The following is a 26,796-nucleotide window of genomic DNA, read 5'->3' as shown; positions in this document are numbered from 1 at the left end:
CCGCCGTGGCCACCGCCCGGGGTCAGTAGTGGTACGGGAACGGCGCCCAGTCGGGCGCGCGCTTCTCGAGGAACGAGTCGCGGCCCTCCACGGCCTCGTCGGTACCGTAGGCGAGCCGGGTGGCCTCGCCCGCGAACACCTGCTGGCCCACGAGCCCGTCGTCGACCGCGTTGAACGCGAACTTCAGCATGCGGATGGCGGTCGGCGACTTCGTCAGAATCGTGCGCGCCCAGTCGAGCGCCTCGATCTCGAGCTCGGCGTGCGGCACGACGGCGTTCACGGCGCCCATCTCGTAGGCGCGCTGGGCGCTGTATTCGCGGGCCAGGAAGAACACCTCCCGGGCGTTCTTCTGCCCGATCTGGCGGGCGAAGTAGGCGCTGCCGTAACCGGCGTCGAACGACCCCACGTCGGCGTCGGTCTGCTTGAACTTCGCGTTCTCGGAACTGGCGATCGACAGGTCGCAGACGACGTGCAGCGAGTGTCCGCCGCCGGCCGCCCAGCCGGGCACCACTGCGATGACCACCTTCGGCATGAAACGGATGAGCCGCTGCACCTCCAGGATGTGCAGCCGCCCAGTGGAGGCCGCGCTCGTACCGGCCCCGTCGCCCTCGGCGTACTGGTAGCCGTCGCGGCCCCTGATGCGCTGGTCTCCCCCGCTGCAGAACGCCCAGCCGCCGTCTTTCGGGCTGGGTCCGTTGCCGGTCAGCAGCACGACGCCGATGCGGGGGTTCTGCCGCGCATCGTCGAGGGCCCGGTACAGCTCGTCGACCGTGTGGGGGCGAAACGCGTTGCGCACCTCGGGCCTGTTGAAGGCGATGCGGGCGACCTGACCGGCCCGGTCGTGGTGGTAGGTGATGTCGGTCATTCCCGCGGCGGCGGGGGCCGGCATCCACTCGGCCGGGTCGAAGATCTCGGAGACGAACGGTTCAGCCGCAGCTTCTGATGCCATGACGCCAGCCTAATCGCGACACAATGGGGCCATGGCCTCCACGCACCGCCCCCTGCCGACGCTGGCAGAACTGCTCGACTCAGCGAGCGTTGTCTCACTGCCCCTCACCACCCGGTTCAGGGGGGTGGATGCTCGCGAGGCCGTCGTTCTGCGCGGGCCCGAGGGCGCCACCGAGTTCTCGCCCTTCGTCGAGTACGACGACGTGGAGTCGCTGGCGTGGCTCGCCGGGGCGATCGACTTCGGCTGGGTGGCGGCGCCCGCCGCTCTGCGCGACCGCGTTCACGTCAACGCGACGCTGCCCGCCGTCGCGCCAGGCGAGGTCGAGGCCGTGCTGGCCCGGTACCCCGGCTGCCGCACGATCAAGGTGAAGGTCGCCGAGCGCGGCCAGACCCTCGACGACGACCTCGCCCGGGTGCGCGAGGCGCGCGCGCTGCTCGGTTCGGAGGGTCGCATCAGGCTCGACGCGAACGGCGGCTGGAACGTCGACGAGGCCGAGCACGCCATCCACGCGCTGGCCGAGTTCGACCTGGAGTACGTCGAGCAGCCCTGCGCGAGCGTCGACGACCTGTGGGAGATCCGTCAGCGTGTGAAGTACATGGGCATTCCGGTGGCGGCAGACGAGAGCGTGCGCAAGGTCGACGACCCGCTCGACGTGGCGCGCAGGGGTGCCGCCGACATTCTCGTCATCAAGGCGCAACCGCTGGGGGGCATCCATTCGGCCCTCGACATCGTCGGTCGTGCGGGCCTGCCGGTGGTGGTCTCGTCAGCCCTCGACACGTCGGTGGGCATCGCGATGGGGGCGCATCTCGCGGCGTCTATTCCGAATCTGGAATACGACTGCGGCCTTGCCACCGCCGCCCTGCTGGCGGCCGACGTGACGGCCGAACCGCTGGTGCCCGTCGACGGCGCGATCGACGTGCGGCGGCCCGTTCTCGACGAGTCGCTCGTGCAGCAGGTGCGCGCGGCGGCACCGCGCGACATGTGGTGGCGCGACCGCCTCACCCGTGTCTACGGCCTGCTCGTCGAACTCTCCGAGTCGACGGGCCGCCACGCAGGCTGAACCGCAGAAGACCGGCCGGTCTACAGCCCGGAGTACGAGTGCAGGCCGTGGAAGAAGACGTTCACGATGCCGAAGTTGAACAGCACCGCCGCGAAGCCGATAATCGCCAGCCAGGCCGACCGTGACCCGCGCCACCCGCGCGTCGCCCGGGCGTGGATGTAGCCGGCGTAGATGACCCAGATGATGAAGGTCCAGACCTCTTTCGTGTCCCAGCCCCAATAGCGACCCCACGCCCGCTCGGCCCACACCGCACCGGCGATGAGGGTGAAGGTCCAGAACACGAAGCCGACGATGTTCACGCGGTAGGCGAGGTTCTCGAGCCGCGTCGAGTCGGGCAGCGACGCCAGGAACTTCAGCTTCACGAACTTCAGGGCCGACCCCGACACCTCGCGCCGCGACTGCAGCAACTGGATGCCCGACAGAGCGAAACCGAGAGCGAAGAATGCCGTGCCGAGGCTCGCCACGAATACGTGGATGACGAGCCACGCCGACTGCAGCGCCGGCGGCAGCGGGGCGATGACCACATAGTAGTTGACGGTCGAGATGCCGAGCAGGATCAGCACGAGCCCGGTGATGAACGTGCCGAGGAAGCGCAGATCGACGCGGGTGTTGACCACCAGGAAGACGCCGATGATGAGCACGGTTCCGGTCATCGAGAACTCGTACATGTTGGCCCACGGCACCCGCTGGGCGGCGATGCCGCGCACCACGTCGGCGGTGACCTCGAGCAGGAAGCCGAGCAGGGTGAACGCCATGCCGAGCCGCAGGCTCAGCGAGCGCTGCGTGATGCTGCCGTCGGCCCCGAAGCGGCCCTTGAGGTTCTGGCCGCCGTCGCGGCCTCCGGATGCCCGGCCACCGGTCGTCGCGACGGCACGGTCGGCGGCATCCGTCGCACGCTCACCCGCGGGAGCCTCGGCCACGGCCACCGACGCCGCTCCACCGGCACTCGACGCACCGACCCCGGAGCCCACCGACGCCGTCTCGAGCACCCTCGGCGCTGTGGTGACAGATCCGTCGACGCCGACCGTGTTGCCCGCCTTCACCTGCGCCGAGCGGCGCGCGAGGTCGAGCGCGAACGCGATGAAGGCGGCCGCGTACAGCACCATGGCGGCGTACAGCAGGAAGATCGAATACTCGTCGAGTGTCACGGTGTAAGCCTAAGCGTTTGTATCAGCGGCGGGAACGTCGCCCAGACGATCGTCGCTGAGAACTTTGGAATGCCGGTCGGCGATCTCGTTGACCGCCGCAGCCAGCCGCGGGTCTTCGCCGCGGGCGAGCCCGGCGTACTCGAGGCTGAGCGTTCCGTCGCTCTTCTCGGTGGCCTTGACCCACACCCGACGACGCGGGATGAACAGCGACACCAGGAGGCCGGCCAGGGCGGAGGCGGCGAACAGCAGCACCCAGCCCTGCGTCGGGTCGTGGTGGATGTCGAGCGAGGCGTAGCGCTGAACCTCGTCGAAGCTGATCGTGCCGAGCCCGTCGGGCAGGGCCTGACTGTCGCCCGGCTTCAGCTCGATCGATTCGACGCCGGTCGTGCCGCCGGTGAGCTGCGTCATCTTGTCGGTGTCGAGCGAGTAGACCGAGGTGGGCACGCCCCCGTTCAATCCGAGGTCGCCCGAGTAGACGTTGAGCGTCAGAACCGGGTACTGGTCGTCGGGGTACGTCGAGTAGTAGGCGCCGGTGGTCGAGACCGCCTGGGTGGGGTAGAAGAACCCGATCATGCCGAGCTGCTGGGCCAGGCCATCCGGAACCTTCACCACACCGACGCTGGTGAGGTTCGCATCCTGCGGCAGAAAGGGCACCGAGTCGGTGAAGACCACGTTGCCCGCGGGGTCTTTGACCGTGATCTTGGGGGCGTAGCCGTTGCCCAGCAGGTACACGTCGGTGCCGCCGATGCGCAGCGGCGAGTTGACCTTAATGTCGGAGTCGACCGTGGCCTGACCGCGCTCCTGCGTGGTGACGTAGGCGTTGTAGTCGATCGGCTGGCCGAACGCGCCGTCGGCCTTGGTCTCGTAGGCCGCCGTGAACTGGTCGAGCTTGATCGAATAGGGGTCGAGCGAGGTCTCGGTGAAGAACCGGCCGGGGTTGAAGGAGTCGTAGGCGCTCAGGGTGTTGACGAACACGCCGCCGTTCTCGACGAGCACGCGCTGGCCGCTGAACCCGAAGCCGCCGCCCACGCCGACGGTGACGAGGATGCCCACCAGCGCGGCATGGAAGACGAGGTTGCCCGTCTCACGTGCATACCCGCGTTCGGCAGACACCGAGGCAGTCTCGTTGCCGTTCTTGTCGGCGGAGTTGAAGACCACGACGCGGTACCCCGACTTGCGCAGCAGCCTGCGGGCGGAGTCGACTGCGGCCACTGCAGAGACCGACGGGGCGCCGCCGTCGCCGGGCGCGAGCGTGCGGCGCTGGAATCCGGCCAGTCGCGCGAGGCGCGCCGGGGTGCGCGGCGGCTTCGCGCGCAGGGCGTCGAAGTGGTGCTTGGCACGGGGGATGACGCAGCCGACGAGCGAGATGAACAGCAGCAGGTAGATGCTCGAGAACCACACCGAGGTGTACACGTCGAACGCCTGCACCTTGTCGAGAATGGGCGCGAGCGTGGGGTTGTCGACGAAGTACTGGGTGACGCCGTTGGGATCGGCTGCGCGCTGCGGCACGAGCGAGCCCGGCACGGCCGCCAGGGCGAGGAGCAGCAGCAGGAAGAGGGCCGTGCGCATGCTGGTGAGCTGGCGCCAGAACCAGCGCAGCCAGCCCACGAAGCCCAGCTTCGGCTGCACGATGTTGCCGTCGCTGTCGGGAGTCGGAGCCTCGGGCGCCGGGGTGTCGAAATGATCAGATGGCCGGGACAAAACCGGTGATCACCGCCTGCAGTTGGTAGGTCCAGAGGGTCCAGAGGCCGCTCACCATCAGAATTCCTATGACGACGAGGCCCACACCCCCCAGAATGTTGATGAGTCGTATATGCCGTTTGAGGAATTTGACCGTGTGGGTCATCCAGTTGAGGCCGAGCGCCACGAGGAGGAAGGGGATTCCGAGCCCGAAGCAGTAGAACAGGCCCAGCAGTGCGCCGCTCCAGGCCGAGCCGCCGGTCAGGCTCAGTGCCTGGATGGCGCCGAGGGTGGGGCCGATGCACGGCGTCCAGCCGAGGCCGAACACGATGCCGAGAATCGGCGCGCCGGCGAGGCCGGTGGCGGGGCGCCACGACGGCTTGAAGGTGCGTTGCATGAAGCTGAACTGGCCGATGAACACGAGGCCGAGCAGAATAACGATCACACCGAGCACCCGCGTGATGGCGTCACCCCAGACCAGCAGCCACATGCCGAGCGCGCCGAGCAGGGTGGATGCCGCGACGAACACCACCGAGAAGCCCAGCACGAACAGGCTGATGCCGAGCAGCACCCGGCGGCGGTTCTGCCGAGCGCTCGGGTCGCTGAGGCCACCGACGTAGGCCAGGTACCCGGGCACCAGCGGCAGCACGCAGGGCGAGGCGAACGACACCAGGCCGGCAAGCATCGCGATGGGAATCGCCACGATCAGCTGGCCGTTCAGCACCGCGTTCGCGAACGGGTTGACCACGATTAACTCGTCTCGGCGACGGCGTCACCGATCAGCGTGTCGAGAATGTCGGGAGCCGTCGCCTGGCCCAGGATGCGCGCCGCCACCCGGCCCTGCTTGTCGATGACGAGCGTGGTGGGCACAGCGTTGGGGGCGACCTGGCCGCTGAGCGCCAGCTGCACCGCACCATCGGTGTCGATGACAGAGCTGTAGGTGAGGCCGAACGAGGTGTCGAAGGCGATGGCCGTCTGGGCCTGATCGCGCACGTTGACGCCGAGGAAGGTCGCGCCGTTGCCGGTGTACTTGCTGTTCAGCGTCTCGAGGGCGGGCGCTTCGGCGCGGCACGGCGCGCAGCCGGCGTACCAGAAGTTGAGCACGAGCACCTGGCCGCGGTACTGCTCTGCGGTGACGGTCTGCCCGTCTTGGGTGGTACCGGTGAAGTCGATGGCCGCGCCGCGGTTCGCTTCGGAGATCTCGGTCACGGTGCCGTCTCCGGCGATGTACTGCTTGCTGTCGCCGCTGCGGTACTGGGCCGCGAGCGGATCGCTCGAGCATCCGGCCAGCAGGCCGACGGCCACGATGGCAGAGGCCACCGCGAGAAGTGAACGCCGAGCCCTCACGTCAGACCGCTCCGTCGTCGACGGCCTCGGCCAGAAGGTCTGCGGCCGGATCTTCGTAGCCGACCTCGACGAACAGCCCGCCCTCGCGCTCGAAGCTGGTGATGCTCGAGAGGTTGCAGCGGCGCTTGCGGGGGTCGTGCCAGAGGTGTTGGCCGGTGACCTTCAGGTGGGTGGCCCAGATGGGCAGCTGGTGGCTCACCATGATGACGTCGCCGCCGTCGACCGAATCGAAGGCGTCGTTCATCGCTGCGAGCATCCGTGTGGTCACACTGGTGTACGCCTCGCCCCAGCTGGGTGTGAACGGGTTGGCCACCCACGACCAGTTCTTCGGGTTGCGCAGCGCTCGGTTGCGCCTCGCCGGGCTCATGCCCTCGAACTTGTTCGTCGGTTCGATGATGCGGGGCTCGGTCTGGATGGGCAGGTCGAAGGCGGCCTGCTGCGGGGCGGCCGACTCCTGGGCGCGCTGCAGCGGCGACGCGAACAGCGCCGACACGGGTCGGTGGCGGGCGACGAGCTCATCGGCGGCCGACTGTGCGATCTGCCGACCGAGGTCGGAGAGGCCGAATCCGGGCAGGCGGCCGTACAGCACGTGTTCGGGGTTGAAGACCTCGCCGTGACGTACGAGATGAAGTTGGCTGGCTACCACGCCCAACAGTTTACGGAGTGTAGAAGTCGCGAAGCTGCTCAGCGCCTGAATGCACAATAAGTAGTGAAGCTCAGCTACACGGTTGTTGAATGAGAATGAGATTGTGCTGAACAGTCGTCTGCGATCAAATGGAGGAAGAAAGGACTACCCCATGGCACTCATCATCTTCCTCAGCATCTTCGGCCTGATCGCCCTCGTCGGCATCGTCGCGGCCCTCATCCAGACGGCGACCGACGGCTACGGCCGCGTCGCGAATCGCGCGTACTTCCGCCGCCTGCCGTAACTGTGGCGCGGGCGGGTTTCGATACGCGCTGCGCGCTACTCAACCGGCGCAGCGCGGGCGGGTTTCGATACGCGCTGCGCGCTACTCAACCGGCGTAGCGCGAGCGGGTTTCGATACGCGCTGCGCGCTACTCAACCAGCGTAGCGGTCGCCGGGTCGGCAGCGCCGCGCACGGCGTGGAGTCCGCTGGTTGAGTAGCACGGCGCAGCCGAGCGTATCGAAACCGGCACCCGAGTAGACTTGCTCCCCGTGACTGAACGCGTACTCATCAAAGATCTGCCCGCCCTGCCCGACGGCCCCGTCAGTGTTTCGGGGTGGGTCGAGACCGTGCGCGACCAGAAGAAGGTGCAGTTCGTCGTTCTGCGCGACGAGTCCGGTGCCGTGCAGCTGGTCAACCCGCGCACCACCGACTCCGACGGGGCCGTCGTCGCTGACGAACCGGCCACCACGATCTCGGCGCTGACCCAGGGTTCGTTCGTCACCGCGACCGGGCAGCTGAAGCACGACGAGCGGGTGAAGCTCGGCGGCATCGAGGTCAAGCTCGACTCGCTCACCGTCGCCACGCTCGCGAACCCCGAAACCCCCATCGCGGTCGACAGCGGCATCGACAAGCGCATGGACTGGCGTTTCCTCGACCTGCGGGTGCCGCGCAACGCGCTCATCTTCCGCATCCAGACGACGCTCGAGAACGCCTTCCGGCGGTACTGGATCGAGCGGGACTACGTCGAGATCCACACGCCGAAGCTGATGGGCAGCCCGTCGGAGTCGAACGCCGAGCTCTTCAGGCTCGACTACTTCGACACCACCGCGTACCTCGCGCAGAGCCCGCAGCACTTCAAGCAGATGGCGATGTCTGCCGGCTTCGGCAAGATCTTCGACATCGGCCCGGTCTTCCGTGCCGACCCGTCTTTCACGTCGCGGCACGCCACCGAGTTCACCGGCGTCGACGCCGAGATCAGCTGGGTCGAGAGCCACGACGACGTGATGCGCATGCAGGAGGAACTGCTGGTGGCCGGCATCTCTGCCGTCGCCGAGAAGCACGGCGCCGAGATCAAGCAGCTCTTCGACGTCGACATGGTCGTACCCACCCTTCCGTTTCCCCGCATCCCGCTGAACGAGGCCAAGGAGATCGTGGCTGCGCGTGGCCACGTCGTCGACCGCAACGACGACGACATGGATCCCGAGGGCGAGCGCCAGATCGCGGCCTACGTCGCCGAGACCTACGGGCACGAGTTCGTGTTCCTGACCGACTACCCGGTGAGCATCCGGCCGTTCTACCACATGCACAGCGACGAGAACCCGGCCCTCACCAAGAGCTACGACCTCATCTACCGCGGAACCGAGATCACCACCGGCGCCCAGCGCGAGCACCGCATCGACATTCTCGAAGCACAGGCCGTCGAGAAGGGGCTCGATCTCGCCGAACTGGCCACGTACCTCGACTTCTTCCGCTATGGCGTGCCGCCGCACGGCGGGTTCGGCATGGGTCTCGCGCGCGTGCTGATGCTGCTGCTGCACCAGGGCAACCTGCGTGAGGTCACCTACCTCTTCCGGGGCCCCACGCGCCTCACCCCGTAACTGCCCGGCCGCCCACCCGGTGCGGTCGTCGTTCGACTGCACCCTGGTCGAGTGTTCCTAGCGCGCCCAGCGGTAACCCGGCCGCACGAAGTCGGTTGCCGGTGGGTCCATCGCCTTTGTCAGTCGACGACCGACCAGTCGTCGCCGGAGATCACCACGGTCGAGAGAAACCGCAGCCCCACCGTCGCCGCGGCGAGCCTCAGCACGTCGCGGGCGGCCCGCAGCTCGTCCAGGTCGTAGGCGGGCGGGCGCACGCCGCCATCGGAGGTAGCGTCAGCGCTGCCGGGCGCACCGACGGTGGCGGGCGCGGGCGGGCGCAGCTCGACGAGGGCGAAGGCCGAGCCGCCGCGGTAGAGCACCTCGTGCAGCACCCGTGGAACCAGAGAACGGATGCTCCACCGATCGCCGGCGCCAGCCTCCCCGGGCACGGCGGGGGTGTTCGCGACCGGCGCGAGCGCCACGACCACGCGCACACGCAGTTCTTCGTCGGCCACGATGACGAGGGTCGACGGGCACGATCCTGTGGCGGTGGCCGCCGAGGGGTGTGGGTCGGCGCGGGTGGCCGCCGAGGGCTGCGGGTGAGCGGCGGTGGCCGCCGAGGGGTGTGGATCGGTACGGGTGGCCGCCGAGCGCGGCGGGTAAGCGGCGGTGGCCGCCGAGGGGTGTGGGTCGGCGCGGGTGGAGAGGAACGCGCGCACGACGTCGACGATGTCGCGGGGGTGCTCGATGCGGGTGCCCGGCAGGGGGTCGTGGGCGCGGCGCCACAGCTCCGACACCGCCACGACGCGGCCCGCGGTGGCGACGCCGACGCCCGCGAGCGCCGTGAGTTCGCGCACGGTCATCACCATGAGCTCCTGCACGCCGCCGGCCTGCGCCAGCAGAGAGGCCGCGTTGTCGAGCACGTTCACCCCTGGCAGGCCGGAACCCAGCACGAGGGCGACGAGCTCGGCGTCGGTGAGCCCCGCGGGGCCGAGACGGGCGAGTCTTTCGCGGGGACGGTCGGCGGGAGCGACGGCCCACAGCGATTCGCGAGACGGTGTCATGGCCACACGCTAGCCACGGGCATCCGTCAGCCGGAGCGGGCGGCCGCACAGTGTGGAGAACGCGGCAGAACCGCTGCTGGGGAGAACGACCTGATGGTCACGACGCCGGCTCTGACAGAACGACCCGCCAGACCTTGCGCTCAGACCTCGAAGTCGATGGCGACGCGCGACGCCAGCAGGGGCCTGATCGACCCGCTGACCCGCACGTGGTCGGGGTGCACCTGGTAACGGTCGAGGGCGGCGTGGTCGGCGTAGTCGGCGATCAGGGCGACGTGGGCGTTGCCCGGCGTCACGTTCACATCGGTCACCACCTGCATCGACTCGACGTCGTCGATCACCCCGACGAGCGAGAGCAGCTCGCGCGTGATGAAGGCGGCCTGCTCGGCGCGCTGCTCGACGCTGTCGGCGGCGAGGGTGAAGGTGACGATGTGGCGGATCATGCGGTTCCGATCAGTGGATGCCCAGCAGGGCTGCCGTGAGACGCGCCGGGTCGACGCGCCAGAAGGTGTGCACCCGCCCGTCGATGAGCACGACGGGGATGTCTTCGACGTGTTCGTCGTAGAGGGCCTGGTCGTCGAAGATCGACACCTCGCTCACGACCACCCGGGGTGCGCCGGGGCGGCCGTCGAGGTCGGCGATGACATCGGAGATGACCGCACGGGCGTCGTCGCAGAGGTGACAGCCGGGCTTGCCGATGAGCGTGAGTTCTGCGGTGGCCACGTCACAAGCCTAACCCGCGGCCGGGGTAGCATTTCGGCATGGTCGCGAGCGCCGAACCGACGCCGGGCACCGATCCGACACCGGGTACCGACACGACACCGGGCCCCGACACGACACCAGGTACCGACCCGACACCGACCCCTGGTCCGGCACCGGCACCGGCACCGGCACCGAACCCCGACACCGTCATCGCGTTCTTCGACATCGACAACACCCTGGTTCGCGGCGCCACCGTGTACCTCGTGGGGCTCGGCGCCTGGCGGCTGAAGCTGCTGCGCTTCAGAGACGTCGCCTCGTTCGTCTGGCAACAGGCCCGTTTCATCAGCGTCGGCGAGAACATGAAACACACGGCCACCGCCCGGAACCGGGCTCTGCAGCTGATCGCCGGGCACACCGAGCAGGAGTTGCGCGAGCTGGGCGAGGAGGTCTACCGCCGCCAGATCACCGCACGGCTGTGGCCCGAGGTCGTCGAGGCCGCCGAAGACCACCTGCGGCGGGGCCACGAGGTGTGGCTGCTCTCGGCGACGGCCGAGATCGTGGCCGAGACGATCGCCGGCCAGCTCGGCTTCACCGGCGCCCGCGCCACCCGCTTCGAGACCCGCGACGGCGTCTTCACCGGGCGGCTCGACGGCCCGATGGTACACGCCGAGGTGAAGGCACGGGTGGCCGGCGGGATCGCTCGCGAGCGGGGCGCCCGGCTCGATGACTGCTGGGCGTACTCAGACTCGGGTAATGATCTGCCGCTGCTGGGTGCGGTCGGGCATCCGGTGGCCGTGAATCCGGATGCCGCACTGCGCGTCGAGGCCGACCGCCGACGCTGGCCGGTGATGGCACTGCGCCGTGACCGCACCGCAGCTCGTGCCGCCGGCAGGGCTGCACGCAAAAAGCGCCAGGCCTGAGAAGACCTGACGCCCGAGTAGCGAACCGACGAGCGGTTCTACTTCTTGTTGCGACGCTGGTGACGAGTCTTGCGAAGCAGCTTGCGGTGCTTCTTCTTCGCCATGCGCTTACGACGCTTCTTAATTACGGAACCCATTGATACCTCACAAGATTTGGGTTGGGCTGCGTATTCACAACCGAGAAGGAAAAATTGCCTCGCAGCAGTCTAGCGCACGTCGGCCTGTCGGCTTGCCGGAGTCTCGATCGCCGTCACCACCGCCGTCTCCGGCACGCGGAACGAGCGACCGAACCTGATGGCCGGCAGCTCGCCGGAGTGCACCATGCGGTACACCGTCATCTTCGATACGCGCATCATGTCGGCAACCTCGGCCACGGTGAGAAAACGCACGTCGGCGAGATCGTTCGACATCGCGCATCCTCATCTCGAGCTATGTGTTACCTGTGTGACAACTGGTAACTCTAGGGTCTGGTGTGCTCCACTGTAAAGCATGCGGCCGAGAGCCGGGGCCGAGGCATCCCTCGCAGGATGACCCGGCCCCGGCAACGCGGTCGGCGGGTGCTACTCGCCCGAGACGTTCGGGCCGTCAGAGGGCCCGTCGGATGCCCGGCTCGCCAGTCGGCGACGGTGCGTGATCAGCGCGGCCACGCCGCCCAGCAGCAGAATCGCAGCCAGCCCGAGCGGGGCGATCGACAGACCGGTCGCCGCCAGGTTCGACCCGTTGGAGCCGGAACCGGCCGCCGCGCCGCCCGTGGGCGTGCCCGACGATACGGGGTCGGTGGGCGCCGGCGGTGTCGGCGTCGCGGTGTCGGTCGGCGGCGGTGTCACCGGCGCGGCCTCGGTCTTCACCCCGACGAAGGTCGAGACGCCCGAGTCGCCGTACGACACCAGCCCGAGGTACTGCGACGAGTAGTCGAGCCCGCTCCAGGAGGCGGTGTAGGTGGCCGGCTGGCCCTGCACTCCGGCGACGGTCGGCGGTGTCGTGAACGACCCGTCCCCGGCGTCTGGCGTCACGAAGAACGAGTACAGGTCCATCGCGGCGGTCGCCTGGGTGTCGGGAATGGCGAACACGTTCGCGCTGATGAGGTAGTCGCCCGCCTCGGGCTCGATGATGTTCACCTGTTCGTTGGCGGCACCCGTCGCCGACGACCACTCCTCCACCGGCTTGCCCTTGGCGTCGAGCAGGTCGACCACCAGGTCGAGGTCGGCTCCATCGGCGGCGGAGGTGATCGACGTCAGGTCGAACCTCGCGGCCGACACACCCTCGGGCACGGTGACCGGGAAGGTGGCCGTCGCTTTGGCGGGAGCGACGGCGGAGTGCCCGTCGAGCGGAATCTTCGGGTCCTGGTTGTCGGCGATGAGCTGCGTGCCCTTCGCCAGACCCTCGGCCACCAGCGGAACGTCACCGTCGGAGCCCGGCGTGACGGTCACGTCGACCGAGCCCGTGGTGCCGGTTCCATCGACCTCGAGTGGGGCCGCGATCGGCACCGGCTGAATCGCGATCGGGCTGCGAACGGTGGTGTCACCGTTGGCCCAGGTCAGGTACCCGGTCGTGAACTCGTTCAGCGGAGCATCCGTTCGCGTGAACGTGATCGAGTAGGTGGCCGACTCGCCGGCCGCCCCGAACGTGAGGGTCGACGGCGACACGACAGTGTCGATGCCCGGTACGTCGGCCGAGGCGACGGTGAAGGTACCGGCCTCGGTCGCGGTGACCGTGCGGGTCACCGTCTGGCTGCCGGTGAGCGAACCGATGGCGACAGAGGCCAGGTTCAGGTCGCTCGCGTCGATCGGTTCGGCGCCGAAGTCGTACCCGATGCCCTCGATGTAGCTGTCCCAGTCGGCGGGGCCGTTCAGATAGACAAGACCGGGGTTCAGGTACTTGCGCGGGTCGACGTTGCCGGCACCCTCACCGAACGGGTCGTCGAGCGGATCGCCCGAGGTGTCGACCACGTCGCCGGCGGTGGTCATCATCGCCGACTTGATCTCTGCGGGTGTGGCGAGTGGATGCACGCCCAGGTACAGTGCCGCGAGACCGGCGATGTGGGGGGCCGCCATCGACGTTCCCGAGAGGAACTCCCACGTCGGCGCGCCGCCCTCGGGGTTCGCCGCCGCGGCCAGGATGGCCACGCCCGGAGCCGAGATGTCGGGCTTCAGAATGTCGCTGCCGTCGGCGAGCACCGGTCCGCGTGACGAGAACCCGGCGAGCTGGGGCGTCGCGGGCGACGGGCCGGCCTGATTGCCGGAGGTGAACGTGACGGTCGCGCCGCTCTCGGCCGCGTAGGCGTAGGTGGTGTCCCACGCGTCGGCGTCGAGGTGCACGGTCGGCACGGAGTGCTCGTCGAGGTCGATCGAGCTGGGCGTCTTGTTCACCAGCAGCATGCCGATGCCACCCGCGCGGCCGACCTCGGCCGACTTCGCCGTGCGGTCGTACACGCCGCGCTGGCAGAACACGATCTTGCCGGCGACCAGTGCCGGGTCGAGCGAGCCGGGGGCGCAGAGCAGAGCGTCTGCGGCGTCGGCCTTCGCGTCTTTCACGAGGTCGGCACGCACCAGGTCACCGGTGAGCGGGCCGGAGCCGCCGGTCTCGACCGTGATCGATCCGCCCGCGAACTTCTCGCCGGTGCCGAGCGTGGCCGTGGCCTCGTAGCTCGGAATGGTCGATGCGGCGACGGTGGTGTACCACGGTGAGGCGTTGTCGAGGGTGGAGGCATCCGGGCCGGAGTTGCCGGCCGACGCGGCGACGAAGATACCGGCCGACGCGGCGCCGTAGAACGCGTAGTCGGTCTCAGAGAGGGTCGTCTGCGCGTTGCTGCCGCCGATCGAGAAGTTCAGCACGTCGACGCCGTCGGCGACCGCCTGGTCAATGGCCTTCAGAATGTCTGCCGTCGAGCATCCGTCGTCGGTGGTCAGGTTGGGTTTGGGGCCCGACCAGCAGACCTTGTAGACGGCGAGCTTGGCCGCGGGGGCCATGCCGCTGATCTGACCGAAGTCGGAGCCGGCGACGGTGGCGGTCACGGCGTTGTCACCAACGGCCGTGCTGGCGGTGTGCGAGCCGTGGCCGTCGCCGTCACGCGGCGAGACGTACTCGCCCGTGGCGGCCGTGCCGATGTTCTTCTGGCCGAACCCGGCGAGGAAGTAGCGGGCGCCGATGATCTTGGTGCTGCAGTCGGCGGCGGTGAACTGCTCGCCGGTGACACACTCGCCGTTGAACGTCTGGCCGTCGGCCTTCGTGTACGTGATCGGGCCTTTGCCTGCGGGCGGGTTGGAGTCGATGTACGGCTCTGCGCCGGGCGTCGTGCCGAGCGGATCACCGGCGAACGACGGGTTCTCCGGTGCGACGCCGGTGTCGATGTCACCGACCACGATGCCGGCACCGGCTTCGTCGACGCCGCCGTTCTGTGCCCAGACTCCGGTGGATCCGTCGAGACCGAGGAAGCTCGTCGAAGGCTCTGCGGCGGTGATGTGCTTGATCTCGTCGCGGGTGACCCGGGCGACGGACGGGTTCGACGTCAGCGACGACGCCTGCTCGGGTGAGAGCTCGGCCGAGAAGCCGTTCGAGGCCAGGGTGTAGGAGTAGTCGACCGTGGCGCCGACCGTGGCCGCGACCTCGTTCTGCTTGCCGGCGAGGTAGTCGCTGTAGTTCTGAACGGGAAGTGCCCGGGCATTCATCTGCGAACCGCTCGGCGGCTTCGTGGCGTCGTAGCCCGAGACACCGCCCGAGTAGGTGGCTGCGGCGGGGTCGGTCAGCGTGACGTTGTAGCGCCCGGCCGTGAAGTCGCTGACGGGCTTCGAGATGCCGCCCGGCAGCGGGTTCAGGGCGATGCCACCCGGGGCGCTCGCGGCACTGCCCAGCTGCGCCGGGGCGACGGGCGAGGCCCACGCGCCGACCGCAGGGCCCGAAACGGCGAGCGTCGTCGCTGCGACCACGGCGGCGACGCGGAGCCGGAGGCGGCCCTTCGCGGTGGGGCGCCGATCAGAGGGAGAGAGGGAAGGCGCGCCATTGTGCCGGCGTGGAGAACTCACGAATCGAACCTCACAGGAGTTGAATGAACAGAACACCGGCACCTGGCGCCGGACAGTTCGATCACCCTAAACGACGAGACGTACCCCGAACGGGGGTTTCATGTTTCGAATGTGTAAATGCTGGGAAAGAGGCAAGAATGTTGTGTGATCTGACAGTTTTCGTCAATCACTGCCGCGTGCGACGGTGGGAAATTTGCGCGCCGCCCCACCGAAGATCGAGCGGGCTCGCTCGGCGGCGAGCGCCGCCGTCTGCCCTGCGCGCTCGCCCACCCTCGCGGCCTGAGATCTCGTGGGCTCGGCCGGCGAAGCGCCCTGAGCCTCATTCACCAGCTCGTCGAGCTCGTCTTCGAAGTCGATGCCGTCGTCGTCGAGCGTCTCGTCGAAGTCGGCGCTCAGAAACGGGATGAGCCAGTCTTCGACCTCTTCGAGCGGAGCCGACTCGAGGGCATAGTACCGATGCTGGCCGACCTCCCGAACGCTCACCAGGCCGGCGTCGCGCAGCACCTTGAGGTGCTTCGAGACGGTGGGCTGGCTCAGCTCGAGCAGCGTGACGAGCTCAGACACGCTCACCTCGCCCATCGGTGCGGCGGGAGGTGCGGCATCCGGAGCCGAGTCGCCCTGCGCGGGGCCGGTGTCTGCGGCGACATAACGCTGTAACAGCAGCGAAAGCACGTGGCGTCTCGTGGGGTCAGCTATCACAGAGAAAATGTCGGCCATGGCTACAGGATAGGTGTTCGCAGTGAGTTGTGCCCATCTGCGCGCAGGTGTCAAGCTGATGCGCGAAGACCAGGTCGGGGAGTCGATGCCGAACACACCACGCGTGCGCAGGCGTACCGAGCGCACGCACGGCACCCGCACCATTCGGGCACCCCGGTATGCGAACGTGAACCGGTCGTTCGGCGAACGCCTGCGTGACGCGGTCGACGAGTTCTCGGGCCGCTCGCCCGCCCGGTTCGCCATTCTGATCTTTCTCGCGCTGATCGCGATCTTCACCTTCGTCTTCACCCTGCCGGTGTCGAGCTCGACGCAGACGCCGACGAGCCTGGCCGACGCCCTGTTCACCGCCGTCTCGGTGATCTGCGTCACCGGGCTCTCGACGGTCGACATGGCCACCCACTGGTCGGTGTTCGGCGAGGTCGTCATCTTCATCGGCGTGCAGATCGGCGCGCTCGGGGTGCTGACCGTCGCCTCGTTGCTCGGCCTGGTCATCTCGCGCCGACTCGGCCTGCGCTCGCGCCTGCTCGCCGCGGGTGAGGCCGACCCCTCACGCAACATCTCGGGCGGGGCGTCGGCGCTGCGGCTCGGCGACGTCGGCGGTCTACTGGCGACGGTCGCGGTGAGCGCGTTCGTGATCGAGGTCGCGCTCGCCGCACTGATCTTCCCCCGGCTGCTCGTGGCGGGCCTGCACCCGGGCGATGCCGCGCTGCAGAGCTTCTACTACTCAGCGATGGCGTTCACCAACACGGGGTTCAGCCCCAACGCCGCGGGGCTCACCCCGTTCGCGACGGACTACTACTTTCTGAGCATCCTGATGCTCGGCGTGTTTCTGGGCAGCATCGGTTTTCCGGTGATCTACGCCTTCTCGCAGGCCATCCGGGGTCGACGCGCCACAGCCGGGCGGTTGCCGGGCGGCCCTCGACGGTGGTCGCTGCACGTGAAGCTCACGGTCGTGACCTCGCTCATCCTGCTGGGCGGGGGCGCGCTGGCGTACTTCGGGCTCGAGTTCGCGAACCCGGGAACGTTCGGGCCGCTGGGGCTCGGCGACAAGCTCTTCCAGTCGCTGTTCCTGTCGACGATGACCCGCTCGGGCGGATTCGCCACCATCGACATCGACCAGCTCAACGGGTCGAGCCTGCTCATCACCGACATGCTGATGTTCATCGGCGGGGGCTCGGCGTCGACGGCCGGCGGTATCAAGGTGACCACCATCGCGGTGCTGTTTCTCGCCGCGGTGGCAGAGGCGCGCGGCAACGATCCGATCGAGGCGTTCCGGCGGCGCATCCCGGTCGACATTCTGCGGCTCGCGGTCAGCATCGTGCTGTGGGGCGCCACGGTGGTCGCGGTGGCGACCATCGTCATCCTGCAGCTCACCCGGGCGTCGCTCGACGACGTGCTGTTCGACGTCATCTCGGCGTTCGGCACGTCGGGGCTCTCGACCGGGCTGACGGCCAGCCTGCCCGACCCGGGCATCTACGTGATGGCCGGAGTCATGTTCATGGGGCGCATTGGTACAGTGACGTTCGCCGCCGCCCTGGCCTCGCGCCAGCGCCGACAGTTGTATTCGAACCCCGAAGAGAGGCCGATCGTTGGCTAGGCAGTCGTCACCACCCGCGCGCCGCAACTCGGCAGAGGCGCCCGTTCTCGTCATCGGCCTCGGCCGGTTCGGGTCGGCCGCCGCGTCGAAGCTCGAACAGCTGGGCCGGGAGGTTCTGGTCATCGACAGCGACCCGCTGCTGGTGCAGAAGTGGGCCGACAAGGTCACCCACGCGGTTCAGGCGGATGCCCGTGACCTCGATGCTCTCACGCAGATCGGCGGGCGAGACTTCTCGGTGGCCATCGTCGCCGTGGGGGGCAGCGTCGAGGGCAGCGTGCTGATCACGGCGAACCTCGTCGACCTCGGCATTCCGCAGATCTGGGCGAAGGCCATGTCGAGCTCGCACGGCACGATTCTCGAGCGCATCGGCGCCAACCATGTGATCTATGCCGAGGCCGAGGCGGGTGACCGGCTCGCGCACCTCGTGTCGGGCCAGGTGCTCGACTTCATCGAGTTCGACGACGAGCTGTCGGTGGCAAAGCTGCGGCCGCCGCTGGTGGCGCAGGGCGGCCCGCTGTCGGGGCTGGGGCTGCGGCGCCGGTTCGGCATCACGATCGTGGGGGTGCGGGCGCCCGACCAGGTGTTCGTGTACGCCGACTCCGACACGGTGGTGGGGCCAGACGACTTCATCGTGGTGGCGGGAACGGCGGCCGACATCGACTCGTTCGCGCGGCTGGCGCACTAGCGGGCCGGCGGCGGCTGTCGCTCTGGAGCCGGCGGCGATCTCGCACTAGCAGGTCAGAAGGCGATCGCGCACCTGCGGGCCGGCGGCGGCTGGCGCACTAGGGGATCAGCCGGCGGCGAGCTCGCGGGCGCGGGCGAGGGCGGCGTCGGTGGCTCGGGCGAAGAGGTCGTCGAGCCGGGCATCCTGAAGCACCGCTACGGCGCGCTCGGTGGTGCCCTTCGGGCTCGTGACCTGGATGCGCAGCTCTTCGGGCGTCGCACCCGACTGCCGCAGCAGCTCGGTCGACCCGGCGAACGTGCCGTTCACCAGCAGCGCCGCCTGCTCGGGTGTGAAGCCTTTCTCCACAGCCGCCGCGGTGAGCTTCTCCATCAACAGATACACGTAGGCGGGCCCCGAGCCCGAGATCGTGCTGAGAGCATCGAGCTGTGACTCATCGACCACCAGAACCTCGCCCACCGTCGAGAACAGCCGACTCACCGTGTCGAGCTGTGCGGCGCTCGAGCGCGTGCCCGCGCTCAGCCCCGTCACGGCGCGGCCCACCGTCGCCGGAGTGTTGGGCATCGAACGGATGACCGCCACGCTCTCGGGCAGGTGTTTCTCGAACGTGGCCACGCTCACCCCGGCCGCGACGCTGACGATCACCGCGTCGGGCCGCAGGGCGGGTGCGATCTCGTCGAGCAGGTCGGGCACCATGGCCGGCTTCACGGCGATCAGGATGATCTGCGCACCCTCCACGGCCGCGAGGTTCGCACGCGGGTCGTCGCCGGTCACCAGCGAGACGACCCTGTCATCGTCGGGCAGTCGCGCCGCGCTCTCATGGGTGCGGTTCGTCACACGGATCGGCCCGTCGACGTCGACGCCCGGCGCCAGCAGCCCACTGAGGATGGCGCGGCCCATCGAGCCGATGCCGAGGATGCTGATCGACGGGAGGGTGACGGAGGAGCCGGCGGTCTCGTCGCCGCCGGAGGTCTCGTCGCCGCCGGCTGCCGGGTCGCTGCCGGCGGTCTCATCGCCGCCGACGGTCTCGTCGCCGCCTACGGTGTCGTCGCCGCCTGCGGTGTCGCCGCTCATGCCGGTCTCGTCGCGGGCGGCGTCGGGCTGGGTCTCGGTCTCGCTCATGCCACCATCCTAGGATTGAGCTGAATCACACCGACGAGAGAAGGCATCACACGTGAGCGCATCAGGCGGCAGCAGAGCAATTCTGGCGGCCCTGGGGGCGAACGTCGGCATCGCCGTCATCAAGTTCATCGCCTTCCTCCTCTCCGGGTCGTCGTCGATGCTGGCCGAGAGCGTGCACTCGCTTGCCGACTCGGGCAACCAGGTGCTGCTGCTGCTCGGCGGCCGCAAGTCGCGCCGGGAGGCCGACACCGAGCATCCGTTCGGGTACGGGCGCGAGCGTTACGTGTACGCGTTCGTGGTGTCGATCATCCTGTTCTCGGTCGGTGGGGTGTTCTCGCTGTACGAGGGCGTCGAGAAGATCGCGCATCCGCACCCCATCGACGTGCCGTGGGTGCCGATCGCGGTGCTCCTGGCCGCGATGGTGCTCGAAGGGTTCTCGCTGCGCACCGCCATGAAGGAGAGCAACCACACCCGCGGCAACCAGAGCTGGGTGCAGTTCGTGCGCCGGGCGAAGGCGCCCGAACTGCCCGTCGTGCTGCTCGAAGACGTCGCCGCGCTCACCGGGCTCGCGTTCGCGTTCATCGGCATCGTGCTGGCGGTGATCACCGGCAATGGTGTGTGGGACGGCATCGGAACCATCGCCATCGGCACCCTGCTGGTGGCCGTAGCCGTGGTGCTCGGCATCGAGACGAAGAGCCTGCTGGTCGGCGAGGGCGCCAGCGCGGTCGATGTCGCGGCGATCCACACCGCCATCGACGCGGGGCACGACGTCGAGCGGGTCATCCACATGAAGACGCTCTACCTGGGCCCCGACGAGCTCATGGTCGCTGCGAAGATCGCGCTGCCCGCGACGGCCCGGCTCGACGATGTGGCCAACACGATCAACGCCGTCGAGGCGCGCATCCGCGAGGCGGTGCCGATCGCCCGCGTCATCTACATCGAGCCCGACGTCTACGTGGCCCCGGCCGAGCCCGCCCTGCCCACCGAGTCGATCGTCATCAAGGCCTCAGACTGAGCCGGCGCTGGCCAGGGCGGGCGCACAGGTCAGGCCGGTGCTGGTGAGCGCGGCGCCGGTCAGGAGCCGGGGCGGGCGCGGAAGAAGTCAGTGAGCAACGAGCCGCACTCGTCGGCGCGCACCCCCGCGAACACCTCGACGCGGTGGTTGAGGCGCCGGTCGCGCAGCACGTCATAGACCGAGCCGGCCGCCCCCGCCTTGTCGTCCCACGCGCCGAACACCACGCGGTCGACGCGCGCCGCGAGAATCGCCCCCGCGCACATCACGCACGGCTCGAGTGTCACGACCAGGGTCGTTCCGGGCAACTGCCAGTCGCCGACCGCGAGCGCGGCCCGGCGCAGCGCCACGACCTCGGCGTGCGCGGTGGGGTCGGTGTGCAGCTCCCGTTCGTTGCGGCCGACCGCGAGCACGTCGCCCGACGCCGAGACCAGCACGGCGCCGACGGGCACGTCGCCCGACCCGAGGGCTTCACGGGCCTGGTCGAGGGCGGCGAGCATCCATTCGTCGTGCTGCGCCGAGGCGGGAAACACGGTGTCGGCCACAGGTCAGCACCTCTCGCTTCGTCATGACAAGCCCGACGGATGCTCGGCCGGTGCACCGAGCTGACGGTAGGTTTACCTTATGCGAGTACACGTTGCCGACCACCCGCTCATCACGCACAAGCTGACCGTGCTGCGTGACAAGACGACCCCGTCGGCGACCTTCCGGGCGCTCACCGAAGAGCTCGTGACCCTGCTCGCATATGAGGCCACGCGAGGCGTGCGGGTGAACGAGGTCACCATCGAGACGCCCGTGTCGACGACCACCGGCGTCGCCCTGAGCGAGCCGCGGCCGCTCGTGGTGCCGATCCTGCGGGCCGGGCTCGGCATGCTCGAGGGCATGGTCAAGCTGGTTCCGACGGCTGAGGTCGGCTTTCTCGGCATGGTGCGCAACGAAGAGACCCTCGAGCCGTCGACCTACGCCGAGCGGCTGCCCGACGATCTCTCCGACCGCCAGTGCTTCGTGCTCGACCCGATGCTCGCCACCGGTGGGTCGCTGGGCGCAGCCATCGAGTTCCTGTTCGACCGGGGCGCGATCGACGTGACAGCCATCTGCCTGCTCGCGGCGCCCGAGGGCGTGGCGGCGCTCGAAGAGCGCACGGCGGGCCGCGATGTGACGCTGGTGCTGGGGGCCGTGGATGAACGGCTCAACGAGCACGGCTACATCGTTCCCGGCCTGGGCGACGCGGGCGACCGGCTCTACGGTCTGGCGTAGAGCCACTCGGCCGGAGGCGGGTCACGCCCCGGGTATCCGTCGGTCGCGCCCACTAGCGGCGTGTCGCCCCGAAACTGCGCAAAATAATTGACGCAGGCGGCAGTTCTTTGCTTTACTGCTAACTATGCATGACAACACGCCTTCCATTGCTGCCGCTTCGGCCTGTGGGAACGCCGGCATGATGATGCCCGGCGCCGTTGTCATGCCCTGTCGAATGTGTCGCTGACGAGAAGCGTCTCCACCGAGACATCCCTCGCTCGAGTTCTGACCGCACCGCGTCGTTGACGCGTGTTCGGCGAACTCCCGGCAGACCCGCATCCCGGTCTACCGACCCTCGGCCGACGTCGTTCTGAGCGACCAGCCGCTTCGACAACTCTGCACAGATCTCTTTCGTCAGCTCTGACGGCTGTGCGCATCATCATCCAAAGGATTCCTTTCGTGTCTATCGCCCAGATCAGCACCCCGCTCGCCACCTCCTACACGTCACGCACCGGCTCTGGCGCCGTACAGGCCGCCGCGCATCCGGCCGCTAAGCACGATCCAGAGGCTGCGGCGAGCTCGGCCCCCTCGCACATCCGCGCGGTGCCGGCCGGCACCGAAGCCCGCGGTTTCGTGCTCTACGTCGGCATCGACGAGGAGAAGGCTGAGAACGACGGCACCGAGCTCGGCTCGATCGTGTCGCAGATCAAGGCCCTCGTCGCCCAGCTCGCGCCCAGTTCAGAGACCTACGCCGCCGTCGCCCTGGCCCCCCGCGGCTCTGGCGGGCGTGACGTCGACGTCGTGCGCCTCGCCCTGCAAGACCCCGCCGCCCTCGCCAAGCACCGCCAGACCCCCGACCCCGCCGACCGCGCCCACGACGGCGTTGTCATCGACCTGTCGCGCAAGCGCGTGCTGCTCGACAACGACTCGGCCAACCTCACCTACAAGGAGTTCGAGTTGCTGCAGTACCTCGTGCTGCGTGAAGGACGCACCATCGAGCGCGCCGAGCTGATCACCGCCCTCTGGAGCGCGAGCGACGAAGACATCCCGAACGAGCGCACCATCGACGTGCACGTTCGCCGCCTGCGCTCGAAGCTCGGCAGCTACGAAGACATCGTGCGCACTGTGCGCGGTGTCGGCTACCGCTTCGACCGCCACGCCGACGTCTCCGTGCGCCAGACGAGCACCCCCTCCCCCGACCTGTTCTGACCGTCTCGGTTCTGATCGTCTCGCTTCGACTCTCCGCGATCCGTCGGCACCGCGGGGCCCGGCTTCGGCACAGACAGATGCGTCTGCCCGAAAGCCAACTCTGGGGAAACACTTAGGAAAATAACGATTGCATAACTTGATTGCCGTTACGCAACCGTTATATAGTTCAAGAGCGTTAGTTGTTTGCTGTGGCAGCGAAGCGCGGAATGTGATTGCAGGACACTCTTGGTGCAAGGGAAAGAGCCGGTCGTTAGCCTCTACGACCGGCTCTTGTCTGTTAACCACCCTCTCAGAAGTCAAGCCCGCCGGCCCGACGGGTGCACGGTGGTGCAGGCGGCCTAATCTGTAAGGGTGAGGTGCAGTGATGGCTGAGGTCGTGTGATGGCTGAGAGTGAGCGGGTCGCCGAGGCGACCGTCGAACGGGTTTCTGCCGTCTCGTCGTGGGAGGCGCTGTTCCGCGCTCAGGTCACCGTCATGCGCAAGCTCGCCGAAGACTTTCCTTCGCACGTCATCTCCCTGACCGAGTACGACGTGCTGTACACGCTCTCGATCCAGCCGAACCGCCGCATGCGCATCCGTGACCTCAACACCCGCACCCTGCTCACCCAGCCGAGCGTTTCGCGCCTCGTCGACAGGCTGACGGTGAAAGGTCTGCTGGCGAAGTCGGTCGACCCCAACGACGGCCGCGGAACCATCGTCGAACTCACCGCGCAGGGCTTCGAGATCTACCGCGACGCCGCGCGCATCCACGGCCGAACCATCACAGCGCAGATGAGTGCAGCCCTCGACCCCGACGAGCTGGCCCAGCTGCAGGCCCTCTGCGACAAGCTGCGCATCGGGGTCAGCGGCGGCACCGACGACTGCGTCGTCGACCCCGAGAGCTAGCCGGTGGGCTCCCCCACGCTCGTCTGGTTTCGCGACGATCTGCGCGTGGCCGATCATCCGGCCCTGCACGCCGCGGTCGAACGAGGCGAATCGATCGTGTGCGTCTTCGTTCTCGACGAACAGAGCGACGGCATCCGGCCCCTGGGCGGCGCCGCGCACTGGTGGCTGCACCACACCCTCGAGGCCTTGGCCGGCGAACTGGATGCCCGGGGCCTCCGCCTCACGCTGCGCACCGGCCCCGCCGCCGATGTGATCGCAGAGCTTCAGGCCCAGACCCGGGCCGGCGCCGTGTACTGGAACCGCCGCTACGGCCTCGCCGAACGCCACGTCGACGCCGGACTGAAGGCCGAGCTGAAGGCGCAGGGCGTCGAGGCCCGCAGCTTCCAGTCGCACGTGCTCTTCGAACCGTGGACCCTGCAGACCGGGCAGGGCCAGCCGTACCGCGTCTTCACTCCGTTCTGGCGGGCCTGCCTCGGCGCCGCCGAACCGCGCAAGCCGCTGTCGGCGCCCACCGCCGAGACGGTGGCGGCGCTCGGCCCTGCCCCGCACGTCGCCGGCGACCATCTCGCCGACTGGCACCTGCTGCCCACGCACCCCGACTGGGCAGGCGGACTGCGCGACGCCTGGCAGCCCGGCGAGAAGCACGCGCACGCGCAGTTCCGCTCGTTCACGCACGAGGCTCTCGCCGACTACGTGCCCGACCGCGACAAGCCCGCGCGCGACGCCACCTCGCGCATGTCGCCGCGGCTGCGCTGGGGCGAGATCAGCCCGTTCCAGCTCTGGCACGGCATCGACCATCGGGCGCGCGGCGCCGCCGACTTTCTGCGCGAGCTCGGCTGGCGCGAGTTCGCCTACCACCTGCTCTACAACTTTCCGCAGATCACCACCGAGAACATGCGCCCGGCGTTCAACGGCATGCCGTGGCAGAAACCCACAGACGAGGTGCTCGAGCGCTGGCAGCAGGGCCGCACGGGCATCCCGATCGTCGACGCGGGCATGCGCGAGCTCTGGCAGACCGGCGTGATGCACAACCGCATCAGAATGGTCACCGCCTCGTTCTTGGTGAAGAACCTGCTGCTCGACTGGCGCATCGGCGAGGCCTGGTTCTGGGACACACTGGTCGACGCCGACGTGGCGAGCAACGCCATGAACTGGCAGTGGGTCGCGGGTTCGGGGGTGGATGCCGCACCCTACTTCCGCGTCTTCAACCCCGAGTTGCAGCAGAAGAAGTTCGACCCCCAGGGCGAGTACGTCAACCGTTTCGTGCCCGAGGCCGGCACTCTCGACTACCCCGAGCCCATGGTCGACCTCGGCGAGTCGCGCAAGCGGGCGCTGGCGGCGTACGACGTCATCCGCGGGGCGTAGCCCTCGCAGGGCCACCGCCGAGCATCCACTGTTTCTGGCGCATCTGCAGTGCAGCGCAGTAGATTGAGCTGACAACGGAAAGGGCAACTCATGGGCATCTTTTCTCCCGGTTTCGTCGGGCGCAGGCGCGACGCGAATCCGCTGCTGCCGCCCGGGCAGTACGAGGTCACGAACTTCCCGGTGCTGTCGGCGGGGCCGACGCCGAAGATCAAGCTCGAAGACTGGGCGTTCTCGATCAGGGCCGGCAACGGCGACCTCAAGGCGTGGAGCTGGGAGACCCTGATGGCGCAGCCCATCGAGCAGTTCACGGTCGACCTGCACTGCGTCACGCGCTGGTCGCAGTTCGGCATGGGCTGGCGCGGCGTGTCGCTCGACGTGCTGCTCGACGGCGTCGACACCACCACCACGCCGTACGCGATGGCGGGCTGCTACGGCGGCTACACCACGAACGTTCGCACCTCAGACCTGCTCGGCGGCAAGGCGTGGGTTGCGTTCGAGTTCGACGGCAAGCCACTGGCACCCGAGCACGGCGGGCCTGCGCGGCTGCTCATCCCACACCTGTACCTGTGGAAGAGCGCCAAGTGGCTCAACAGCCTCACCCTGATGGACCACCACGAGCTCGGCTTCTGGGAGATGTACGGCTACAACGACATCGGCGACCCGTGGAAGGAAGAACGGTACTCGTGAGCGGGGTCAGCGGCGTCTGCAACGCGAACGCGCCGACGGGTGCCGCCTAGTGGTCGAATGGCACAAGGCGACGGTCGCCGAGATCCACGACGAGACCGCCACCGCACGTTCACTGCGCCTGAAGATCGACGACTGGCCGGGGCAGCTCTCGGGCCAGCACCTCGACATTCGCGTGACCGCGCCCGATGGGTACCAGGCCTCGCGAGAGTATTCGATCGCATCGGGGGCGTCGACAGATCCGGATGCCCTGGTCGAGGTCTCCATCGAAGAACTGGCCGACGGCGAGCTCTCGCCGTACCTGGTTCGCGGGGTAGAGGTGGGCGACATGCTCGAGGTGCGCGGCCCGGTAGGCGGGTACTTCGTGTGGCGGCCAGAGCAGACCGACCCCGTGCAGCTGATCGCCGGAGGATCGGGCGTGGTGCCGTTGATGTCGATGCTGCGTACGCACGCCGCTGCCGGGCATCCGACTCCCATGCGGCTGCTGTACTCGGTGCGCGCGCCCGAGTTCGTCTTCTATATGCACGAGCTGATGCAGTTGGCGCAGAATTCGAACGACTCTGTGATGCTCGACTACGCCTACACGCGTCAGACTCCCGACGGCTGGCCGCGGTCGGCCGGCAGGCTGACGCGTGACGAGGTGGTGCAGCTGACACTGCCGCCCGAGCAGAACCCTATGACCTACATCTGCGGGCCCAACAGCTTCGTCGAGAACATCGCGATGTGGATGGTCGACCTCGGCCACCCGGCCGAGCGCGTGCGAACCGAACGCTTCGGCGGGGCCTGACGAGGGGGCGGGTTTCGATACGCGGGGCCTCGCCCCGCTACTCAACCGGCGTGAGGCTCTGATTGAATAGGTCGGCGTGCAGCGCCGATTGAGTAGGGCGCAGCCCGTATCGAAATCGCCCGAGCA

At 68.5% G+C, this 26,796-nt stretch carries 28 protein-coding genes; 13 read left to right on the top strand and 15 right to left on the bottom strand.

The features are described 5' to 3' along the window. Positions 1 to 22: 22 nt before the first annotated feature. The gene (locus V3W46_RS00140; RefSeq protein ID WP_331781052.1) at positions 23 to 949 is read right to left on the bottom strand and encodes a 1,4-dihydroxy-2-naphthoyl-CoA synthase; all 927 of its coding nucleotides are present in this window, start codon (positions 947 to 949) and stop codon (positions 23 to 25) included. A 31-nt stretch (positions 950 to 980) separates the two neighbouring features. Here V3W46_RS00140 and V3W46_RS00135 point away from each other — a divergent pair, with 31 nt between their 5' ends. Then, entirely contained in the window at positions 981 to 2,009 is a 1,029-nt protein-coding gene (locus tag V3W46_RS00135) for an o-succinylbenzoate synthase (RefSeq protein ID WP_331781051.1), read from the top strand. A gap of 20 nt (positions 2,010 to 2,029) precedes the next feature. On the opposite strand, the gene ccsB is transcribed toward V3W46_RS00135, so the two are convergent. The 5 genes from ccsB to V3W46_RS00110 are packed head-to-tail and all read right to left on the bottom strand — an operon-like array spanning position 2,030 to position 6,830. Further along, complete coding sequence (gene ccsB, locus V3W46_RS00130; RefSeq protein WP_331781065.1) at positions 2,030 to 3,115, bottom strand: c-type cytochrome biogenesis protein CcsB; 1,086 nt, start codon at positions 3,113 to 3,115, stop codon at positions 2,030 to 2,032. Positions 3,116 to 3,166: 51 nt separating this feature from the next. Next, a complete protein-coding gene (gene resB / locus V3W46_RS00125) occupies positions 3,167 to 4,858 on the bottom strand; it encodes a cytochrome c biogenesis protein ResB (RefSeq protein ID WP_331781050.1) in 1,692 nt (563 codons plus the stop codon). Further along, positions 4,842 to 5,588 (bottom strand): cytochrome c biogenesis CcdA family protein, encoded by a 747-nt coding sequence (locus tag V3W46_RS00120; RefSeq protein ID WP_443069897.1) that lies wholly within the window; start codon positions 5,586 to 5,588, stop codon positions 4,842 to 4,844. The genes resB and V3W46_RS00120 overlap by 17 nt, the downstream gene beginning before the upstream one ends. Further along, positions 5,588 to 6,157 (bottom strand): TlpA family protein disulfide reductase, encoded by a 570-nt coding sequence (locus tag V3W46_RS00115; RefSeq protein ID WP_331781049.1) that lies wholly within the window; start codon positions 6,155 to 6,157, stop codon positions 5,588 to 5,590. Before V3W46_RS00115 ends, V3W46_RS00120 begins: the two co-directional genes overlap by 1 nt. Before the next feature lie 28 nt (positions 6,158 to 6,185). Beyond that, the gene (locus tag V3W46_RS00110) at positions 6,186 to 6,830 is read right to left on the bottom strand and encodes a histidine phosphatase family protein (protein WP_331781048.1); all 645 of its coding nucleotides are present in this window, start codon (positions 6,828 to 6,830) and stop codon (positions 6,186 to 6,188) included. A 151-nt stretch (positions 6,831 to 6,981) separates the two neighbouring features. On the opposite strand from V3W46_RS00110, the gene V3W46_RS00105 reads away from it, so the two are divergent. Both V3W46_RS00105 and aspS read left to right on the top strand, forming a co-directional pair. Further along, positions 6,982 to 7,113 (top strand): hypothetical protein, encoded by a 132-nt coding sequence (locus tag V3W46_RS00105; RefSeq protein ID WP_331781047.1) that lies wholly within the window; start codon positions 6,982 to 6,984, stop codon positions 7,111 to 7,113. Between the two features lie 248 nt (positions 7,114 to 7,361). Next, positions 7,362 to 8,690, top strand: coding sequence for an aspartate--tRNA(Asn) ligase (gene aspS, locus V3W46_RS00100; RefSeq protein WP_331781046.1), 1,329 nt, complete (start codon positions 7,362 to 7,364; stop codon positions 8,688 to 8,690). A gap of 119 nt (positions 8,691 to 8,809) precedes the next feature. Here the strand turns inward: aspS and V3W46_RS00095 are convergent, their stop codons facing one another. The 3 genes from V3W46_RS00095 to V3W46_RS00085 form a co-directional block, all read right to left on the bottom strand. Then, a complete protein-coding gene (locus V3W46_RS00095; RefSeq protein WP_331781045.1) occupies positions 8,810 to 9,733 on the bottom strand; it encodes a UPF0758 domain-containing protein in 924 nt (307 codons plus the stop codon). 140 nt (positions 9,734 to 9,873) lie between these two features. Beyond that, positions 9,874 to 10,173 (bottom strand): Dabb family protein, encoded by a 300-nt coding sequence (locus tag V3W46_RS00090; protein ID WP_331781044.1) that lies wholly within the window; start codon positions 10,171 to 10,173, stop codon positions 9,874 to 9,876. 10 nt (positions 10,174 to 10,183) lie between these two features. Next, positions 10,184 to 10,453, bottom strand: coding sequence for a glutaredoxin family protein (locus V3W46_RS00085; protein ID WP_331781043.1), 270 nt, complete (start codon positions 10,451 to 10,453; stop codon positions 10,184 to 10,186). A 38-nt stretch (positions 10,454 to 10,491) separates the two neighbouring features. Between V3W46_RS00085 and V3W46_RS00080 the strand changes: the two genes are divergently transcribed. Next, on the top strand, positions 10,492 to 11,352 hold the full coding sequence (locus V3W46_RS00080) for an HAD family hydrolase (RefSeq protein WP_331781042.1): 861 nt from the start codon (positions 10,492 to 10,494) through the stop codon (positions 11,350 to 11,352). Positions 11,353 to 11,390: 38 nt separating this feature from the next. Here V3W46_RS00080 and V3W46_RS00075 read toward each other — a convergent pair whose 3' ends face one another. From V3W46_RS00075 to V3W46_RS00060, 4 genes are all read right to left on the bottom strand, one after another. Next, positions 11,391 to 11,489: a 30S ribosomal protein bS22 gene (locus tag V3W46_RS00075; protein ID WP_003792170.1), complete on the bottom strand. Its 99-nt coding sequence runs from the start codon at positions 11,487 to 11,489 to the stop codon at positions 11,391 to 11,393. A gap of 69 nt (positions 11,490 to 11,558) precedes the next feature. Next, entirely contained in the window at positions 11,559 to 11,762 is a 204-nt protein-coding gene (locus V3W46_RS00070) for a helix-turn-helix domain-containing protein (protein ID WP_331781041.1), read from the bottom strand. Between the two features lie 150 nt (positions 11,763 to 11,912). Then, positions 11,913 to 15,374 (bottom strand): S8 family peptidase, encoded by a 3,462-nt coding sequence (locus V3W46_RS00065; protein ID WP_331781040.1) that lies wholly within the window; start codon positions 15,372 to 15,374, stop codon positions 11,913 to 11,915. Positions 15,375 to 15,536: 162 nt separating this feature from the next. After that, entirely contained in the window at positions 15,537 to 16,091 is a 555-nt protein-coding gene (locus tag V3W46_RS00060) for an ArsR/SmtB family transcription factor (RefSeq protein ID WP_331781039.1), read from the bottom strand. Positions 16,092 to 16,176: 85 nt separating this feature from the next. Here V3W46_RS00060 and V3W46_RS00055 point away from each other — a divergent pair, with 85 nt between their 5' ends. Both V3W46_RS00055 and V3W46_RS00050 read left to right on the top strand, forming a co-directional pair. Next, the gene (locus V3W46_RS00055; protein WP_443069896.1) at positions 16,177 to 17,688 is read left to right on the top strand and encodes a TrkH family potassium uptake protein; all 1,512 of its coding nucleotides are present in this window, start codon (positions 16,177 to 16,179) and stop codon (positions 17,686 to 17,688) included. Continuing rightward, a complete protein-coding gene (locus V3W46_RS00050; protein ID WP_331781037.1) occupies positions 17,681 to 18,373 on the top strand; it encodes a potassium channel family protein in 693 nt (230 codons plus the stop codon). The genes V3W46_RS00055 and V3W46_RS00050 overlap by 8 nt, the downstream gene beginning before the upstream one ends. A gap of 105 nt (positions 18,374 to 18,478) precedes the next feature. Here V3W46_RS00050 and proC read toward each other — a convergent pair whose 3' ends face one another. Beyond that, a complete protein-coding gene (gene proC / locus V3W46_RS00045; protein WP_443069895.1) occupies positions 18,479 to 19,270 on the bottom strand; it encodes a pyrroline-5-carboxylate reductase in 792 nt (263 codons plus the stop codon). 274 nt (positions 19,271 to 19,544) lie between these two features. Between proC and V3W46_RS00040 the strand changes: the two genes are divergently transcribed. Further along, positions 19,545 to 20,507 (top strand): cation diffusion facilitator family transporter, encoded by a 963-nt coding sequence (locus tag V3W46_RS00040; protein WP_331781035.1) that lies wholly within the window; start codon positions 19,545 to 19,547, stop codon positions 20,505 to 20,507. A gap of 59 nt (positions 20,508 to 20,566) precedes the next feature. Here V3W46_RS00040 and tadA read toward each other — a convergent pair whose 3' ends face one another. Next, entirely contained in the window at positions 20,567 to 21,049 is a 483-nt protein-coding gene (tadA, locus tag V3W46_RS00035) for a tRNA adenosine(34) deaminase TadA (RefSeq protein WP_331781034.1), read from the bottom strand. A 79-nt stretch (positions 21,050 to 21,128) separates the two neighbouring features. On the opposite strand from tadA, the gene upp reads away from it, so the two are divergent. The 6 genes from upp (at position 21,129) to V3W46_RS00005 (ending at position 26,670) form a co-directional block, all read left to right on the top strand. Then, a complete protein-coding gene (upp, locus tag V3W46_RS00030) occupies positions 21,129 to 21,761 on the top strand; it encodes a uracil phosphoribosyltransferase (RefSeq protein WP_331781033.1) in 633 nt (210 codons plus the stop codon). A gap of 444 nt (positions 21,762 to 22,205) precedes the next feature. Beyond that, the gene (locus V3W46_RS00025; protein ID WP_443069894.1) at positions 22,206 to 22,949 is read left to right on the top strand and encodes a winged helix-turn-helix domain-containing protein; all 744 of its coding nucleotides are present in this window, start codon (positions 22,206 to 22,208) and stop codon (positions 22,947 to 22,949) included. Positions 22,950 to 23,330: 381 nt separating this feature from the next. Beyond that, positions 23,331 to 23,834: a MarR family winged helix-turn-helix transcriptional regulator gene (locus V3W46_RS00020; RefSeq protein WP_331781031.1), complete on the top strand. Its 504-nt coding sequence runs from the start codon at positions 23,331 to 23,333 to the stop codon at positions 23,832 to 23,834. A gap of 3 nt (positions 23,835 to 23,837) precedes the next feature. Next, positions 23,838 to 25,199, top strand: a complete 1,362-nt coding sequence (locus V3W46_RS00015) for a cryptochrome/photolyase family protein (RefSeq protein ID WP_331781030.1) — start codon at positions 23,838 to 23,840, stop codon at positions 25,197 to 25,199. A gap of 90 nt (positions 25,200 to 25,289) precedes the next feature. Beyond that, a complete protein-coding gene (locus tag V3W46_RS00010; RefSeq protein WP_331781029.1) occupies positions 25,290 to 25,886 on the top strand; it encodes a molybdopterin-dependent oxidoreductase in 597 nt (198 codons plus the stop codon). Positions 25,887 to 25,935: 49 nt separating this feature from the next. Next, the gene (locus tag V3W46_RS00005) at positions 25,936 to 26,670 is read left to right on the top strand and encodes a ferredoxin reductase (RefSeq protein ID WP_331781028.1); all 735 of its coding nucleotides are present in this window, start codon (positions 25,936 to 25,938) and stop codon (positions 26,668 to 26,670) included. Positions 26,671 to 26,796 lie beyond the last annotated feature (126 nt).

This window comes from Subtercola sp. YIM 133946, assembly GCF_036553535.1.
In the GTDB taxonomy this organism is placed as follows: domain Bacteria; phylum Actinomycetota; class Actinomycetes; order Actinomycetales; family Microbacteriaceae; genus Subtercola.
The sequence above is the reverse complement of the archived record's forward strand: the minus strand, read 5'-3'. Positions and strand labels throughout refer to the sequence as shown.